The following is a 15,982-nucleotide window of genomic DNA, read 5'->3' as shown; positions in this document are numbered from 1 at the left end:
CCATGATCAACGTAGACCTGCAACAACTCATCCAGGCGCTGGACGCCGAAACCCGTCGTGACCTGGAGCGTTCGGCCGAACGTTGCGTGGCCCGTGGCGGCAGCAAGATCCTCGTCGAAGACCTGCTGCTAGGTCTGCTGGAGCGTCCGAACGGCTTGCTGTCGCGCGCGCTGCAGGATGCAGACGTCGACGCCGGTGAACTGAGCGCCGCGCTGCAATCTCGCGTTGAACACAGCGCCTCGCGCAACCCGGTGTTCGCCCCGGAGCTGGTGCAGTGGCTGCAAGACGCGCTGCTGGTGGCCAACCTTGAACTGGGCCAGACCCAGGTCGAAGACGCCGCGCTGATCCTCGCCCTGCTGCGCAACCCGATGCGCTACGCCGGCAGCCGTTATCAGCCGCTGCTCGCCAAATTGAACATCGATCGCCTGAAAGAATTCGCCCTGTCGCAACAGGAGCAACCGGCGGCCAATGGCAAGCCGGCAGCCCAGGGCGAATCGCTGCTGCAGCGCTTCACCCACAACCTGACCCAGCAGGCCCGCGACGGCAAACTCGACCCGGTGCTGTGCCGCGATGGCGCGATCCGCCAGATGGTCGACATCCTCGCCCGTCGCCGCAAGAACAACCCGATCGTGGTCGGTGAAGCCGGCGTCGGTAAGACCGCCATCGTTGAAGGCCTGGCCTCGCGCATCGCTGCCGGTGAAGTGCCGCAGGTGCTCAAGGGCGTTGAACTGCTGTCGCTGGACATGGGCCTGCTGCAGGCGGGTGCCAGCGTCAAAGGTGAATTCGAGCGTCGTCTCAAAGGCGTGATCGACGAAGTCAAAGCCTCGCCGAAACCGATCATTCTGTTCATCGACGAAGCCCACACCCTGATCGGCGCGGGCGGCAATGCCGGCGGTTCCGACGCGGCCAACCTGCTGAAGCCGGCACTGGCGCGTGGCGAACTGCGCACCATCGCCGCCACCACTTGGGCCGAGTACAAGAAATACTTCGAGAAAGATCCGGCACTTGCCCGTCGTTTCCAACCCGTGCAACTGCACGAACCGACCGTCAGCGAAGCGGTGACCATCCTCCGGGGTCTGGCCCAGGTTTACGAAAAAAGCCACGGCATCTACCTGCGTGATGACGCCGTGGTCTCGGCGGCCGAATTGTCCGCGCGTTATCTGGCCGGTCGGCAACTGCCGGACAAAGCCGTCGACGTTCTCGACACCGCCTGTGCCCGGGTGCGCATCAGCCTCGCCGCGGCCCCGGAAAGCCTTGAGCGCCTGCGTGGCGAATTGGCTGAAGGTGGCCGTCAGCGTCAGGCCCTGCGTCGCGATGCCGAGGCCGGTCTGCTGATCGACCACGAAGCACTGGACGCACTGGAAGCGCGGCTGGACGAAGCCGAAAGCGAGATGCTCGCGCTGGAAACGCTGTGGACTGAACAGAAAGCATTGGCCGAGCGCCTGCTGGAGCTGCGTCAGCAACTGGCCAAGGCCCGCGAAGCCGCCGCCGTCGAGCCGACCGTCAGTGTTGAAGAAGACGCCGAAGGCACGGTGATCGAAACCCTCGTTGCCGAGGTCGAGGAAGGCCAGAGCGTCGAAGCGCTGGAGGCCGAGCTGAACAAGACCCACAGCGAGCTGACGGCCGCGCAGGTCAAAGAGCGTCTGGTCAGCTTCGAAGTCTGCCCGCGTCTGGTGGCTGAAGTGATCAGCGCCTGGACCGGCGTGCCGCTGGCGCAACTGGCCCGCGAGCACAACGCCAAGGTCGCCAGCTTCGCTACCGATCTGCGCACGCGGATCCGCGGCCAGGAGCAAGCCGTGCACGCACTGGACCGCTCGATGCGCGCCACCGCCGCCGGCCTGAACAAACCTGATGCGCCGGTCGGCGTGTTTCTGCTGGTCGGCCCGAGCGGCGTCGGCAAGACCGAAACCGCGTTGGCCCTCGCTGACCTGCTGTATGGCGGCGACCGTTTCATCACCACCATCAACATGTCCGAGTTCCAGGAGAAGCACACCGTTTCGCGTCTGATCGGTGCGCCACCGGGCTACGTCGGTTACGGCGAGGGCGGCATGCTCACCGAAGCGGTGCGCCAGAAGCCGTACTCGGTGGTGTTGCTCGATGAAGTCGAAAAGGCCGATCCGGACGTGCTCAACCTGTTCTACCAGATCTTCGACAAGGGCGTGGCCAACGACGGCGAAGGTCGCGAAATCGACTTCCGCAACACCTTGATCCTGATGACCTCGAACCTGGGCAGCGACAAGATCAGCGACCTCTGCGAAGACGGCGCCCGTCCGACCGCCGAGCTACTCGAAGAGACCATTCGCCCGGTGCTGAGCAAACACTTCAAACCGGCGCTGCTGGCGCGGATGAAAGTGGTCCCGTATTACCCGGTCGGCGGTCCGGTGTTGCGCGAGCTGATCGAGATCAAACTCGGTCGTCTTGGCGAGCGCCTCAACCGTCGTCAGCTGGATTTCAGCTGGTGTCAGAACCTCGTCGATCACCTGTCCGAGCGCTGCACGCAAAGCGAGAGCGGCGCACGTCTGATCGACCATCTGCTCGACCAGCACGTGCTGCCGCTGGTGGCCGACCGCTTGCTTGATGCGATGGCCACCGGTGAAAGCCTCAAGCGTGTGCATGCCACGCTCGACGGCAACGCCAGCGTGACGTGCGAGTTCGCCTGAGGTGGGTGTGATGTTCACTCAAGTGCCGCAGCCACTGGTCTATGCCGAAGCCTTGCTGGCGCAGTTCGCCAGCCTGTCGCGCGCGGCGGACGGGTCTGCGCTGCTGGGTGACTTCGTGCGTGGACTGGCCGAGCTGAGCGGTTGCGAATTGACCCAGCTGTACCTGCTCGACGCCACCCACACCTGCCTGGGGATGAACGCCGAATGCCTGGACGGCGCGCTGCAACCGCGCGCCGCCACCAGCCTGCCGGCGGACTACAACGGTGAGCAACTGCTGCAGTTTGCCCTGTGCCAGAACCGCGTGGTCTGCCTCGACGATCTGGGCGCCAGCCTGCACGAAACCAGTTTTCTGCCGGCCACTGCTGGTGCCTGGCAATCGCTGCTGTGCGTGCCGCTGGTCAATCAACACAAAGCGGTCGAAGGCTTGTTGCTGTGTGCCAGTCGTCGTCGCGTGGACCTGCAAGGCTTTGCCGATTCGCTCGGTCAGCTGGGTTCGTTCGTGCTCGGTCAACTGCACTTGTTGCAGCGTCTGCGCCAGCCGCTGGCGGAATCGGCCACGGTGGCGCGCAGTGTGCCGAGCATCAACGGCTATGGCCTGATCGGCAAAAGCGCGGCGATGCGCCAGACCCATTCGTTGATCAGCAAAGTCCTGCACAGCCCGTACACCGTGCTGTTGCGCGGCGAAACCGGCACCGGCAAAGAAGTGGTCGCGCGGGCGATTCACGATTGCGGCCCGCGTCGCTCTCAGGCGTTCATCGTGCAGAACTGCGCGGCAGTCCCGGAAAACCTGCTGGAAAGCGAACTGTTCGGCTATCGCAAAGGTGCTTTCACCGGTGCCGACCGTGACCGTGCGGGTCTGTTCGATGCGGCCAACGGTGGCACGCTGTTGCTCGACGAGATCGGCGACATGCCGCTGTCGTTGCAAGCGAAGATATTGCGTGTGTTGCAGGAAGGCGAGATTCGCCCGCTGGGTTCCAACGACACCCACAAGATCGACGTGCGCATCATCGCCGCGACGCACCGCGATCTGTCGACGCTGGTCAGCGAAGGCAAATTCCGCGAGGACCTTTACTACCGCCTCGCGCAGTTCCCGATCGAGCTGCCGGCGTTGCGTCAGCGTGAAGGCGACATCCTTGAGCTGGCCCACCACTTCGCCGAGAAGACCTGCGCGTATTTGCAGCGTGATCCGGTGCGCTGGTCGAGCGCGGCGCTGGAACATCTGTCCGGGTACAACTTCCCCGGCAACGTGCGTGAACTCAAGGCCCTGGTCGAACGCGCCGTGCTGTTGTGCGAGGGCGGTGAGTTGCTGGCCGAGCATTTCTCTCTGCGTATGGAGCCGATGCCCGAAGACCACAGCGGCCTGAATCTGCGCGAACGCCTGGAAAAGGTCGAACGCACGCTGTTGCTCGACTGCCTGCGCAAGAACGACGGCAACCAGACCCTCGCCGCCCGCGAACTGGGCTTGCCGCGCCGTACGCTTCTGTACCGCCTCGGGCGCCTGAATATCAATTTGGGTGACTTCGATGGTTGATCTGCAGAAGTGTCCTGAATCGGAATATTCCCCTGTGGCGAGGGAGCTTGCTCCCGCTCGGCTGCGCAGCAGTCGCAACCCGATGAACTTGGTTTCCCTGAGGCACCGCAGTGTCTGGTTTTGGGGCTGCTGCGCACCCCGGCGGGAGCAAGCTCCCTCGCCACAAATTGCTCACTTGCCACAAGAGGTACTTGTACCTCGATGGTCTGGCTCAAGGCCCCGATGTAGAGCCTTCGAAACCTCCCAAAGAATTAATTTCAGCGCCGCCCGCAAGGGTCGGCGCTTTGTGCTTTGTCTACCCCTGGAGACCCTCTGATGTCTGTTCGTCACTGGCACGCTGTCCTGCTGACCCTCGTCGTTCTATGCGGCCTTGGCGGCTGTAGCGGCAATTACAAATTCAACGACAACGACTATCGCCCGTTGGGTGATCCGCAAGCGGTCAATCGCGGCAAGTGACCGCAAGGAGCATCAAACATGGAACTGGTTTTCGAAATGCTGAACACCAAGCAGTTCGTGCCCACCGAGTTGTGCCAGAAGACCTTCAAACAGGCCGGCGGCGTGATCGGGCGGGGCGAGGACTGCGACTGGATCATTCCTGACCGCAAGCGTCATCTGTCCAATCACCACGCGATTGTCAGCTACCGCGAGGGCACGTTTTTCCTGACCGACACCAGCAGCAACGGTGTCCAGGACGGCGACAGCGGCGCGCGCCTGCACAAGGGTGAACCGGTGCGCATCGAGCACGGCAGCACCTACGTGCTCGGCGACTTCGAGATCCGTGCACGGCTGGTGCGTGACCCGGCGACCTTCGACGGTGAAGTCGGCCGTCCGCGTGCCGCCGGCAGCATCATTCCGGACGACGCGTTTCTCGATCTCGATCCGCTCAACGCCCTCGAACAGCAAGAGCGCGTGTACTCGGAAATCGACGAGCTGCTGGCACCGAACACCAAGCCGGAAGACACCCGCCAGCGTGCCGACTACGCGCGCATCGACATGGAAAGCCTGATGGTGCCGGAGCTGATTGCCCCGGTTGAACCCGAGCCAGCTCCGGCCCCGAAAGCCGTCGAGCGTCAGAGCGAAGGGTTCTGGGAGCATTTCGGCGCGGCGCTGGGCGTGGATGTCAAAAGCCTGGATCACGACGCCCGCGAAGCCTTGGCGCTGAACGCCGCGCGTCTGCTGCGCCAGAGCATCGGCGGTTTGCAGCAGAGCCTGCGGACTCGTTCGGAGCTGAAAAACGAACTGCGTCTGGCCCAGACCACCGTGCAAGGCACCAACAAGAACCCGCTGAAATTCGCCGTCGATCCGAGCGAAGCGCTGGAGATTCTGTTGCAGCCGCACAAGCCCGGTCATCTGCCGGCCGAACAGGCGATCTCTCGGGCGTTCCGCGATCTGCAGGCGCATCAGGTGGCTTTGCTCACCGCCAGCCGCGCCGCCGTACGCGGCACTCTGGAGCACTTCTCGCCAGAGCAACTGACCCTGCGTTTCGAGCGCGACAACAAACCGTTGATCGCCACCTCGGGCGGACGCTGGAGAGCGTTCGGCCGTTACCACCAGGCACTTCGTCAGGACGATGACTGGAGCGAGCGTCTGCTGGCCCGCGACTTCGCCCAGGCCTACGAAGAACAGATCCGCCTGATCTCCACCCTCCACACCGACCACCAAGGATGATGCGCATGTCTCGCCGCTCGACCGCTTTTTTCAAGACGCTGACTGCGCTCACCGTGCTGGTGCTGCTGGCCGGTTGCTCGTCGCTGTCGCCGTACTCGAAAGTGACCAAGATCAACCTGAAGCTGACCGGCAGCGATCAGCTCAACCCGGACCTCAACGGTCGCCCGTCGCCGATCGTCGTGCGCTTGTTCGAACTCAAGCACCCGGTGACCTTCGAGAACGCTGATTTCTTCAGCCTCTACGAGCGCGCCAAGGAATCCCTCAACCCGGATCTGGTGGCCAGCGAAGAACTCGAACTGCGCCCGGGTGAAACCGTGGAAATGAAGCTCAGCGTGGAGGAGGGCAGCCGCTACGTCGGCGTTCTCGCCGCCTACCGCGATCTGCCGGAAACCAAGTGGCGCTACACCGTGCAGGTCACGCCGCTGGAGCTGACCGAAGCTGATCTGACCCTGGATCAGGCGGGTATCCGCAACACCCATGAAGCGCTCGCCAAGGCGGATGACTGAACATGAATACCCATAAAGTCATTTGGCAGGAAGGCATGCTGCTGCGGCCGCAGCACTTCCAGCACAACGATCGCTATTACGATCACCAGATGAAAACCCGCACCCAATTGCTGGGTGGCTACACCTGGGGTTTCCTCAATCTGGAGATCGACCTGCAGTTCCTCAACATGGGCAAACTGGTGATCAGTGCCGCGTCGGGGATCCTGCCGGACGGCAGCCTGTTCGAACTCGGCGGCAACACCGAACCGCTGGCACTGGATGTGCCGCCGAACACCGGCAACACACCGATCTACCTGGCGCTGCCGTTGGTTACCGGTAACCACATCGAAGCGCGCCGTCCGGAGCAATCCGACGTGCTGGCGCGTTACACCGCGTATGACGCCGAAGTGGCTGACTCCAACGCCGGCGACGATTCCGCCAGCCAGGTCAGCTGTGGCCGCCCGGACTTCAAACTGCTGCTCGGCGAGCAGCAGAGCGATCAGGCCTACGTGAAGCTGAAGATCTGCGACGTGCTCGACACCACGCCCGACGGCGTGATCAGCCTCGATCCGGACTTTGTGCCGACCTACATTCAGGCCCACGCGTCCAGCTATCTGCTGTCGTGCCTGAAAGAAGTCATCAGCATGCTCAACCATCGGGGCGACACGATTGCCGAGCGGATTCGCTCCAACGGCAAGGTTGGCGGTGCGGAAGTCGGTGACTTCATGATGCTGCAACTGATCAACCGCACCGAACTGCTGCTGCGCCATTACCTGGGTCTGGAGCAGGTGCACCCCGAAGAGTTGTACCGCACGCTGCTGACCATGCTCGGCGATCTGGCGACCTTCTCCAGCGACAGCAAGCGTCCGCGTCTGGACAGCCGTTATTCCCACGCCGATCAGGGCGCGAGCTTCCGCAAACTGATGGAAGCGATTCGTCAGGTGCTGTCGATGGTGCTGGAACAGCACGCCATCGAGCTGATCCTGCAAGCGCGTCAGTACGGCATCATCGTTTCGCCGTTGCACGACCACAAACTGCTGGGCTCGGCTTCGTTCGTGCTGGCGGCGAGTGCCAACTGCGACTCCGAAGAACTGCGCCACCGCTTGCCGGCGCACCTCAAGGTCGGCCCGGTGGAGCGCATCCGCCAACTGGTCAACCTGCACTTGCCGGGGATCAAGGTCAAACCGTTGCCGGTGGCCCCGCGGCAGATCGCGTTCCACTCGAACAAAACCTACTTCATCCTCGAACTCAGTTCCGAAGACCTGGCGCAACTCGAGCGCTCCGGCGGCTTCGCGTTCCACGTGTCCGGCGAATTTGCCGAGCTTGAACTGAAATTCTGGGCCATCAGGAACTGACCGACATGATCAAGGAAACGGATTACAACCAGGACGACAAAACCGTCCTGCTCGATCGTCAGGGCCACGGACCGGCAGCAAGTCCGCTGACCGACTTCGCCGCGCCACCGCGCTTCGAGCAACTGGAAGAACGGATGATCTACGCCGCGCGCCTGCGCCCGGCGGAGGCCTTCAACATCAGCCTCAATTCGCTGGTGGCGGCGTCGTCCGAACTGCTCTCGGAAGTGGTGCGCCTCAAGCACAGCGAAACCCGCGAAGACCTCTACGCGCTCAACGAGCGTCTGACCGCCGGGCTCAAGCTGTTTGAAGTGCGCGCCCTGCACAACGGCGCCGAAAGCAGCCAGGTGATGGCCGCCCGTTACGTGCTCTGCACCGTGGTCGACGAAGCGGTCGTGACCACGCCGTGGGGCAACGAAAGCGAATGGTCGCAGATGAGCCTGCTCAGCAGCTTCCACAACGAGACCTTTGGTGGCGAGAAGTTCTTCCAACTGCTCGATCGCCTGTCGAAGAACCCGGTCAAACACCTGCCGATGCTTGAGCTGATGTACCTGTGCCTGTCCCTCGGTTTCGAGGGCAAGTACCGCGTGCAGGCGCGTGGCATGCTCGAACTCGAAGGCATCCGCGACGCCCTGTACCGGCAGATCCGTCAGTTGCGTGGCGACGTGCCGCGCGAGTTGTCGCCGCACTGGGAAGGCCTCAACGATCAGCGCCGCAACCTGGTGCGCATCGTGCCGGCGTGGATGGTGGTGCTGTTCACGTTGGTCTGCCTGGTGGTGATGTATTCGGGCTTTGCCTGGGTCCTGGGCGAGCAGCGCGACACCGTTCTGCAACCTTATCAGCCGCTTGATCCGGCCGCGGTTCAACCGCAGTCGCAGCCGTAACAGGGACGTGTGATGAAAAAGTTTTTCAAGAAAGTCGGCGCCTTCCTGCGCCAGACCTGGGTCTGGACCCTGCTGCTGGTGCTGTTCGTGGCACTGCTGGTGTGGTTCGTCGGTCCGTTGTTGGCAGTGGATGACTACAAGTTCTGGGAAAGCGCGACCTCGCGTCTGCTGACCATCAGCGTGCTGTTCCTGATCTGGGGCCTGACCATGGTCTTCGTCAGCTGGCGCGCGGGTATCCGCAAGAAAGCCGTCGAAGAAACCGAAGACGGCCAGGATCGCATTCGTCGTGACGAGCTGATCGAAGAAGAGCAGAAAGAGTTGAAGGCGCGCTTCAAGGACGCGCTGAAAACCCTGAAGACTTCGAGCCTGTATCGCGGCCGCAGCGAACGCTGGCGCAACGACTTGCCGTGGTACCTGCTGATCGGTCCGCAGGCCTCCGGCAAGACCAGCCTGCTGGACTTCTCCGGTCTGGAATTCCCGATCAACAAGATCGACCGCAAGCTGACCCGCGACACCCTCGGCACCCGTCATTGCGACTGGTACTTCGCCGATCACGGTGTGCTGATCGACACCGCCGGTCGCTACACCACGCAGCCGGACGCGGAAGTCGACGGCAGTGCCTGGACCACCTTGCTCGAGTTGCTGCGCAAGCGCCGTCGCGGGCGTCCGTTGAACGGTGTGCTGGTGACCATTCCGGTGGAATCCCTGATCGGTGGCAGCGAGCAGGACATCGATACCCTGGCGCGCCAGGTGCGTGGTCGTCTGCAAGACGTCTATCAGAAACTGCACGTCGATGTGCCGGTGTATCTGGTGCTGAGCAAGGCTGACAAGCTGCTCGGTTTCGACGAGTTCTTCGATCAACTGACCCGCGAAGAAAGCGATCAGGTGTTGGGCACCAGTTTCCGCAAGGATCAGATTGGCACCGACGTCGCTGTACTGCGCGGCGAGTTCGAAGAGCTGCTGCGGCGCCTGAACAATCAGGTGATCATGCGCATGCACTCCGAGCGCGATACCCAGCGCCGTGGCCGCATTCTCGATTTCCCGCATCAACTGGGGCAGATCGGCGAGCGGCTGTGCCTGTTCGTGGATATGGCGTTCACCGGCAACCGTTACCAGCGCGCCTCGCTGCTGCGTGGTTTCTACCTGACCAGCGCCCCGCACCTGACTCAGGAAATGGACGCGACCACCGCCGGCATCGGCGCCAACCTTGGCATGAATGCTGGCGTGCTGCCGACCCTGCGCAGTGGCCGTTCACGTTTCATCCATCATCTGTTCAGCCGGGTGATTTTCCCGGAGTCGGATCTGGCCGGCCTCGACAAGCGCGAGCGCAGCCGCATCCATTGGGGCCAGCGTGCGCTGTATGTCGGCGCACTGGCGGCACTGGCGCTGTTCGGCATGCTCTGGGCCGGCGGGTTCTCGGCCAACTACGAACGTCTGGAAAACCTGCGCACACTGGCGCAGAACTGGACTCAGCAGCGTTCGGCGCTGCCCCCGCGTGATGATGCGATGGGCGTGCTGAAAACCCTCGACACCAGCTACGCCGCGACTCAAGTGTTCCCGAAGAAGGGCGACGTCTCGTACCACGAGCGTGGCGGTCTGTATCAGGGCGAAGACGTCAATCCGGTGGTCAAGCAAGCCTACGAGCACGAGCTCGAAGCGCAGTTGCTGCCGCGGGTCGCGACCACGCTCGAAGGGCAGATCCGCGCCAACATGAAGGACCGCGAAAAGCTGCTCAACAGCCTGCGTGCGTACCTGATGCTGAACATGAAAGACCGTCGCGACGCCGCGTGGCTCAAGGACTGGGTCGCCACTGACTGGTCGCAGCGCTACACCGGCAACACCGCGGTACAGAACGGCCTGAACACCCACCTCGAGCGCCTGCTGAAGCAGCCGTTCATCTACCCGCTGAACGATCAGTTGGTGACACAGGCACGTCAGGTCCTGCGCGCCGAATCGCTGGCCACCGTGGTTTACCGCATGCTCCGCGAGCAAGCGCGCAACCTGCCGGAATACCGTTTCAGTCAACACCTCGGCCCGCAGGGCTCGCTGTTCATCGGCACCGAATACGTGATCCCGGGGTTCTACACCCAGCAGGGTTACCAGCAGTATTTCTCGGTGCAGGGTTCGGCGCTGGTCACCGACATTCTGCGTGACAACTGGGTGCTGGGCGAAGGCGCGGGCATCAGCGACATGGACTTGCGTCGCCTGATGGTCGAGCTGGAGCAACTGTACTTCCGCGACTACGCCAACTACTGGAGTGAGGCCGTTGGCCAGGTGGCCTTGCCGCCGATCAGCGACGCCGGTGAAGGCGCCGAGCAACTGGCGGGCCTGACGTCGGCCAACTCGCCGGTGCTGGCTTTGCTCACTGAAGTACGCGAGAACACGCGCTTCCCGGCCGCTGCCGATCCGGTGGATGAAGCCGGTGATGCTGCTGATGCGCTCGCCGGGCAGAAAGGCAAACTGGGCAAGGTCGGCAAGCTGGCCTCGGCTGTCGCCGACAAGGCTTCGGCGATGGCCGTGGCGAAAAGCCTGCCGGACACCGCGAAGAAGTCGCTGCAACGCCGCTTCGAGCCGCTGCATCGTTTGCTCGATGACAACAACGGCCCGGCCGCTGACCTGACTCCGGCCCTCAGCGCGCTCAACGACCTGCAACTGCAACTGTCCGGTCTGGCCCGCTCCAGTACACCGGAACAAGCCGCGTTCGAACTGGCGAAAACCCGCATGAGCGGCCAGCGTGATGCGCTGACCAACCTGCGTGCCGCCTCGGGTCGCCTGCCGCGTCCGCTGAGCGTGTGGTTCAACGTACTGGCCGAAGACTCGTGGCGCCTGGTGCTCAACGATGCCTACCAATACCTGAACGGCCGTTATCAGAACGAGCTGTACAGCGTGTATGGCAAAACCATCAGCAAGCGTTATCCGTTCAGCGCCAGCAGCACCAGCGACGTGGCGATCAGCGACTTCCGCGAGTTCTTCCGGGCTCAAGGCACCGTCGACCGCTTCTTCGACAGCTACATGCGTCCGTTCGTCAGCGGTGATCCGGGCAACTACCGGATGCGCAGCGTCGACGGTCACAGCCTGCCGGTGTCGAAGATGTATCTCGACCAGATGGCGGCAGCCCTGACCATTCGCCAGAGCTTCTTCTCGATCAACCCGGCCGAGCCGACCGTGCAGTTCAAACTGGAACCGTACACCCTCGACCCGGCGGTGAGCCGTTCCGAGTTCAAGTTTGGCGACAAGACCATCGAATACCGTCACGGCCCGATTGTGCCGGTATCGTTCAAGTGGCCGACCGATGCTGAAGACGGTCGCACCAGCCTGGTGATGGACAAGATGGCCGGGCGTCCGATCGGTATCGAGAAGAACTCCGGCCCATGGTCGCTGTTCCGTCTGTTCGACCTGATGCAGACCGAGTACCTGAGCGGTCGCGACGTGCTGGTGCTGAAAGCCGACGTGGGTGGCCTGCGCGCCAACTACCTGCTGACCAGCCAGCGCACGCCGAATCCGTTCGACATGGGCGTGCTGCGCACCTTCCGTATGCCGGTGCAGCTCTGATGCTGGTGGCCAGTCCCTGGCGTAGCGCGGCGCGTACCGACCCGGGCAAGGTGCGGGCGCGCAACGAAGATGCCTTCCTCGACTCGCCGCAGCAGGGGCTGTGGGTGGTCGCGGACGGCATGGGCGGTCATCAGGGGGGCGACATAGCCAGCCAGTTGATCGTCGCCAGCCTGGCTGAACTGCCGCAACACGAGGACTTCGACGAACGCCTCAAAGCCATCCGCCAGTGCCTGCACTGGCTGAACCGGCGCCTGGGGCAAGAGTTGACGGTCACCGCCGGACGTCACGACAGCATCATGGGCAGCACCGTCGTGGCGCTGTTGGTGGAAGGCAATCGCGCGGCCTGCATCTGGGCCGGCGACAGCCGTTGCTATATGTGGCGCGGGCAGCGGCTGTATCAGCTGTCCAAGGACCATTCGCTGCAACAGCAACTGATCGACGAACAGCAAATGAGCGTTGAACAGGCGGCGGCGCATCCGGCAGCTCAGGCCTTGACCCGAGCCGTCGGCGCCGCTGAGCAGCTGACCCTGGATGTCCTCGAACTCGAGGTCTATCCGGGCGATGCGTTCTTGTTGTGCAGCGATGGTTTGTATCAGGGCCTGAGCAGCGATGCCCTTGGCAACGCGCTCAGCCTGAGTGCGCCGCACGTGGCGCTGGAACGTCTGTTCGACGGTGCCCTGCGGGGCGCCGCCCGGGACAACCTGACTGCCGTGGTGATCCGCCAATGAGTGAAATCGAATCGCCAATCGATGACGTGCTGATGAGCGAAGAACAGGCCAACAACCTGACCTACTTCGCCTTCGCCAAGGCAAACAACGCCGAGCCGTTGCTGGCGCCGACCAAGGCCAGCATCGGTGCACTGCCGGACGTACTCGCCGGCCGCTACCACCTCGAGCGTCTGCTCGGGGCGGGCGGCATGGGTGCGGTCTATCGGGCGCGGGACCTGCTGCACGAGCAGTTCGGCGATCCCGACCCTTACATTGCGCTGAAAATCCTCAGCGAAGAATTTGCCGAGTCGCCGGACGCCAGTGCCTTGCTCTACAGCGAGTTCGCCCTGACCCGACGCCTGCGCCACGACAACGTCGTGCGTGCACACACTTTTGAAGTCGACACCGACTGCCAGCGGGCCTTCATCACCATGGAATACATGCGTGGCCTGACCTTGGACAAATTGCTCTGCGAGCGGCCCCTGGGCCTGCCGTGGAAAGAAACGCGCGACATCGCGCTGCCGCTGCTCGATACGCTGGCCTACGCCCACCGTCGCGGCGTGCTGCACGGTGACATGAAACCTAGCAACGTCATGCTCAGCGAAGACGGCCTGCGCCTTTTTGACTTCGGCTTGGGCCAAGCAGAAGAGGGCACCTTGCCCGGCCTGCCGCACCTGAGCCGCGAGCGTTTCAATGCCTGGACCCCGGGCTACGCCGCCCCCGAACTGCTTGAGGGCCAACCGTTGTCGGCCAGCGCGGACGTGTACGGCGTGGCCTGCGTGATCTATGAACTGGCGAGCGGCAAACACCCGTTCCGCCGCTTGCCCTCGACCCAGGCTCGCGACGAGCACCTGGAGCGCGAGCTGCAAGCCCCGGCGAACTTACCGAAACACGGCTGGCCAGCGCTGCGAACCGCGCTGAGCTTCAATGCGGCAGAACGCACCATCACTGCCGAACAATTGCGTGACGCCTTGGGCGCCACTTCGTCCTGGCTGCAACGGTTGCGACTTCGGGCGTAACGGACGACATTCGAACAGGGAGCACTTTATGTTCAACCCAGCTAACGAAACCCACTTCAGCCTCAAGGTCGAAGACTACGTCGGCGACCTGCAAGTGCTGTCGTTCACCGGCACTGAAGGCATCAGCCAGCCGTTTCGTTTCGACCTCGAACTGGTCAGCGAAAACCCCGATCTGGACCTGGAAAAACTCCTGCACAAGCAGGCGTTTCTCGCGTTCGATCCGCAGGGCTCGGGCATTCACGGCCAGATCTACCGCGTCGCCCAGGGCGATGCCGGCAAGCGCCTGACCCGCTACAAGGTCTCGCTGGTGCCGCAACTGCAATACCTGCATCACCGCACCAACCAGCGCATCTACCAGCAGATGTCGGCGCCGAAAATCATCGCGCTGATCCTCGACGAACACGGGATCAAGGGCAACGCCTACAGCTTCCAGCTGAGCCAGCCGTGCCCGGATCGCGACTACTGCGTGCAGTACGACGAAACCGATCTGCACTTCGTCCAGCGCCTGTGCGAAGAGGAGGGCATTCACTACCACTTCCAGCACAGCGAAAAAGCCCACCTGTTGGTGTTCGGCGACGACCAGACCGTGTTCCCCGACCTCGGCCAGCCGACCGCGTACGTGCAGGGCAGCGGCATGGTCGCCGAAGAGCCGGTGATCAAAGGCTTCAAACTGCGCCTGGAAACCCGTACCAGCCGCACCACGCGCCGCGACTACGACTTCGAAAAGCCGCGCCTGCAAATGGAAGCGGCTTACAAACCGGATGGCGCTTCCGACAGCGAAAACAGCGAACCGGATCTCGAAGACTACGACTACCCCGGCCGCTTCATCGACCGCGCACGCGGCAAGTTCCTCAGCCAGCGCGCCCTCGAACGCCACCGCGCCGACTACCGCCAGGCCGAAGGTCGCGGCGACCAGACTAAACTGGTCAGCGGCCACTTCATGGCCATGTCCGACCACCCGCGCAGCGAGTGGAACGACCTGTGGCTGCTCACCGAAATCTTCCACGAAGGCAAACAGCCGCAAGTCCTCGAAGAAGGCGTGACCAGCGACACCACCGACAACAAGGACGACTTCCACCAGGGCTACCGCAACACGTTCCTCGCGACCCCGTGGGACGTGTTCTACCGCCCGGCCCTCGAACACCCGAAACCACGCGTGCTCGGCAGCCAGACCGCCATGGTCACCGGCCCCAAAGGCGAAGAAATCCACTGCGACCAATACGGCCGCATCAAAGTCCAGTTCCACTGGGACCGCGAAGGCCTGGCCGACGACAAAACCAGCTGCTGGCTGCGCGTCTCCAGCTCCTGGGCCGGCGACCGCTACGGTGCCATCTCCATCCCGCGCGTCGGCATGGAAGTCCTCGTCACCTTCCTCGAAGGCGACCCCGACCAACCCCTCGTCACCGGCTGCCTGTACCACAAGGAAAACCCGGTGCCGTACGCCTTGCCGGCAAACAAAACCCGCAGCGTCTTCAAAACCCTCAGCTCGCCGGGTGGCGGCGGCTACAACGAACTGCGTATTGAAGACAAGAAAGGTGCGGAGCAGATCTACATTCATGCCCAGCGTGATTGGGATGAAAACGTTGAGCACGATCAGAAGATTCGGGTTGGTAATGAACGCCACGACACGGTCGAGAAGAACACCTACACCGAGCTCAAGGCTGAAGAACACCGCACCACGATCTCCGACCGCAAGGTTGAAGCGAAGCTGGACGATCACCTCACGGTTGGGCAGAACCAGCATGTGAAGTTGGGGACTGCGCAGCTGACCAGTGTGGGGAAAGAGATACATCTCAAGGCTGGGGACAAGATTGTTATCGAGGCGGGGACGGAGCTGACCATTCTTGGGGGTGGGAGCTTTATCAAGCTCGATGGTGGTGGGGTGACGGTGGTTGGGCCGGTGATCAAGATCAATGCTGGCGGCTCGGCTGGCTCCGGTACGGGCATCGGGATCAAACCGCCGGTACTGCCGGGCGCGGCGGATAAGGATAAGGCGGGGAGTTTGATGGATCAGGCGTTGTTGAATGCGTCTGAGGAAAAGATCAAACGCAAACCGAAGCGCATGCTCAATTTTTCCGGGTAAGGCATCGACGGCAATCCAAGCCACCAGGGATCAGAATTCAG

General features: G+C 62.8%; 11 protein-coding genes. All 11 read left to right on the top strand.

What is annotated here, in order from left to right; genetic code table 11:
- Nucleotides 1-2 precede the first annotated feature (2 nt).
- The 11 genes from tssH (at nucleotide 3) to HBN98_RS11875 (ending at nucleotide 15,941) form a co-directional block, all read left to right on the top strand.
- Nucleotides 3-2,660, top strand: coding sequence for a type VI secretion system ATPase TssH (gene tssH, locus HBN98_RS11925; RefSeq protein ID WP_083367530.1), 2,658 nt, complete (start codon nucleotides 3-5; stop codon nucleotides 2,658-2,660).
- 10 nt (nucleotides 2,661-2,670) lie between these two features.
- Nucleotides 2,671-4,191: a sigma-54 interaction domain-containing protein gene (locus HBN98_RS11920; RefSeq protein WP_083367531.1), complete on the top strand. Its 1,521-nt coding sequence runs from the start codon at nucleotides 2,671-2,673 to the stop codon at nucleotides 4,189-4,191.
- A 315-nt stretch (nucleotides 4,192-4,506) separates the two neighbouring features.
- Complete coding sequence (locus HBN98_RS11915; RefSeq protein WP_003229566.1) at nucleotides 4,507-4,647, top strand: hypothetical protein; 141 nt, start codon at nucleotides 4,507-4,509, stop codon at nucleotides 4,645-4,647.
- Between the two features lie 18 nt (nucleotides 4,648-4,665).
- Nucleotides 4,666-5,859: a type VI secretion system-associated FHA domain protein TagH gene (tagH, locus tag HBN98_RS11910; protein WP_083367533.1), complete on the top strand. Its 1,194-nt coding sequence runs from the start codon at nucleotides 4,666-4,668 to the stop codon at nucleotides 5,857-5,859.
- Between the two features lie 5 nt (nucleotides 5,860-5,864).
- On the top strand, nucleotides 5,865-6,365 hold the full coding sequence (gene tssJ, locus HBN98_RS11905) for a type VI secretion system lipoprotein TssJ (protein ID WP_007962325.1): 501 nt from the start codon (nucleotides 5,865-5,867) through the stop codon (nucleotides 6,363-6,365).
- A gap of 2 nt (nucleotides 6,366-6,367) precedes the next feature.
- Nucleotides 6,368-7,699 carry a type VI secretion system baseplate subunit TssK gene (tssK, locus tag HBN98_RS11900; protein ID WP_007962327.1) on the top strand — a complete coding sequence of 444 codons (1,332 nt, stop codon included), beginning with the start codon at nucleotides 6,368-6,370 and terminating at the stop codon, nucleotides 7,697-7,699.
- Nucleotides 7,700-7,704: 5 nt separating this feature from the next.
- Nucleotides 7,705-8,580: a type IVB secretion system protein IcmH/DotU gene (gene icmH, locus HBN98_RS11895; protein ID WP_003229559.1), complete on the top strand. Its 876-nt coding sequence runs from the start codon at nucleotides 7,705-7,707 to the stop codon at nucleotides 8,578-8,580.
- A 12-nt stretch (nucleotides 8,581-8,592) separates the two neighbouring features.
- The gene (gene tssM, locus HBN98_RS11890) at nucleotides 8,593-12,132 is read left to right on the top strand and encodes a type VI secretion system membrane subunit TssM (RefSeq protein WP_083367534.1); all 3,540 of its coding nucleotides are present in this window, start codon (nucleotides 8,593-8,595) and stop codon (nucleotides 12,130-12,132) included.
- The gene (locus tag HBN98_RS11885) at nucleotides 12,132-12,860 is read left to right on the top strand and encodes a PP2C family protein-serine/threonine phosphatase (RefSeq protein WP_027610389.1); all 729 of its coding nucleotides are present in this window, start codon (nucleotides 12,132-12,134) and stop codon (nucleotides 12,858-12,860) included. The genes tssM and HBN98_RS11885 overlap by 1 nt, the downstream gene beginning before the upstream one ends.
- Nucleotides 12,857-13,858 carry a serine/threonine-protein kinase gene (locus HBN98_RS11880; protein WP_083367535.1) on the top strand — a complete coding sequence of 334 codons (1,002 nt, stop codon included), beginning with the start codon at nucleotides 12,857-12,859 and terminating at the stop codon, nucleotides 13,856-13,858. The genes HBN98_RS11885 and HBN98_RS11880 overlap by 4 nt, the downstream gene beginning before the upstream one ends.
- Before the next feature lie 28 nt (nucleotides 13,859-13,886).
- Nucleotides 13,887-15,941 carry a type VI secretion system Vgr family protein gene (locus HBN98_RS11875; RefSeq protein WP_083367536.1) on the top strand — a complete coding sequence of 685 codons (2,055 nt, stop codon included), beginning with the start codon at nucleotides 13,887-13,889 and terminating at the stop codon, nucleotides 15,939-15,941.
- Nucleotides 15,942-15,982: the final 41 nt, after the last annotated feature.

It is taken from the genome of Pseudomonas koreensis, assembly GCF_012986595.1.
Lineage (GTDB): Bacteria > Pseudomonadota > Gammaproteobacteria > Pseudomonadales > Pseudomonadaceae > Aquipseudomonas > Aquipseudomonas koreensis.
Note: the sequence above shows the minus strand (reverse complement) of the source record. Positions and strands in the feature narration are given on the sequence as shown.

What these genes read in the sequence shown, in the direction of transcription:
- tssH (WP_083367530.1), top strand. Translation starts at nt 3, where the DNA reads ATGATCAACGTAGACCTGCAACAACTCATCCAGGCGCTGGACGCCGAA.
- HBN98_RS11920 (WP_083367531.1), top strand. Translation starts at nt 2,671, where the DNA reads ATGTTCACTCAAGTGCCGCAGCCACTGGTCTATGCCGAAGCCTTGCTG.
- HBN98_RS11915 (WP_003229566.1), top strand. Translation starts at nt 4,507, where the DNA reads ATGTCTGTTCGTCACTGGCACGCTGTCCTGCTGACCCTCGTCGTTCTA.
- tagH (WP_083367533.1), top strand. Translation starts at nt 4,666, where the DNA reads ATGGAACTGGTTTTCGAAATGCTGAACACCAAGCAGTTCGTGCCCACC.
- tssJ (WP_007962325.1), top strand. Translation starts at nt 5,865, where the DNA reads ATGTCTCGCCGCTCGACCGCTTTTTTCAAGACGCTGACTGCGCTCACC.
- tssK (WP_007962327.1), top strand. Translation starts at nt 6,368, where the DNA reads ATGAATACCCATAAAGTCATTTGGCAGGAAGGCATGCTGCTGCGGCCG.
- icmH (WP_003229559.1), top strand. Translation starts at nt 7,705, where the DNA reads ATGATCAAGGAAACGGATTACAACCAGGACGACAAAACCGTCCTGCTC.
- tssM (WP_083367534.1), top strand. Translation starts at nt 8,593, where the DNA reads ATGAAAAAGTTTTTCAAGAAAGTCGGCGCCTTCCTGCGCCAGACCTGG.
- HBN98_RS11885 (WP_027610389.1), top strand. Translation starts at nt 12,132, where the DNA reads ATGCTGGTGGCCAGTCCCTGGCGTAGCGCGGCGCGTACCGACCCGGGC.
- HBN98_RS11880 (WP_083367535.1), top strand. Translation starts at nt 12,857, where the DNA reads ATGAGTGAAATCGAATCGCCAATCGATGACGTGCTGATGAGCGAAGAA.
- HBN98_RS11875 (WP_083367536.1), top strand. Translation starts at nt 13,887, where the DNA reads ATGTTCAACCCAGCTAACGAAACCCACTTCAGCCTCAAGGTCGAAGAC.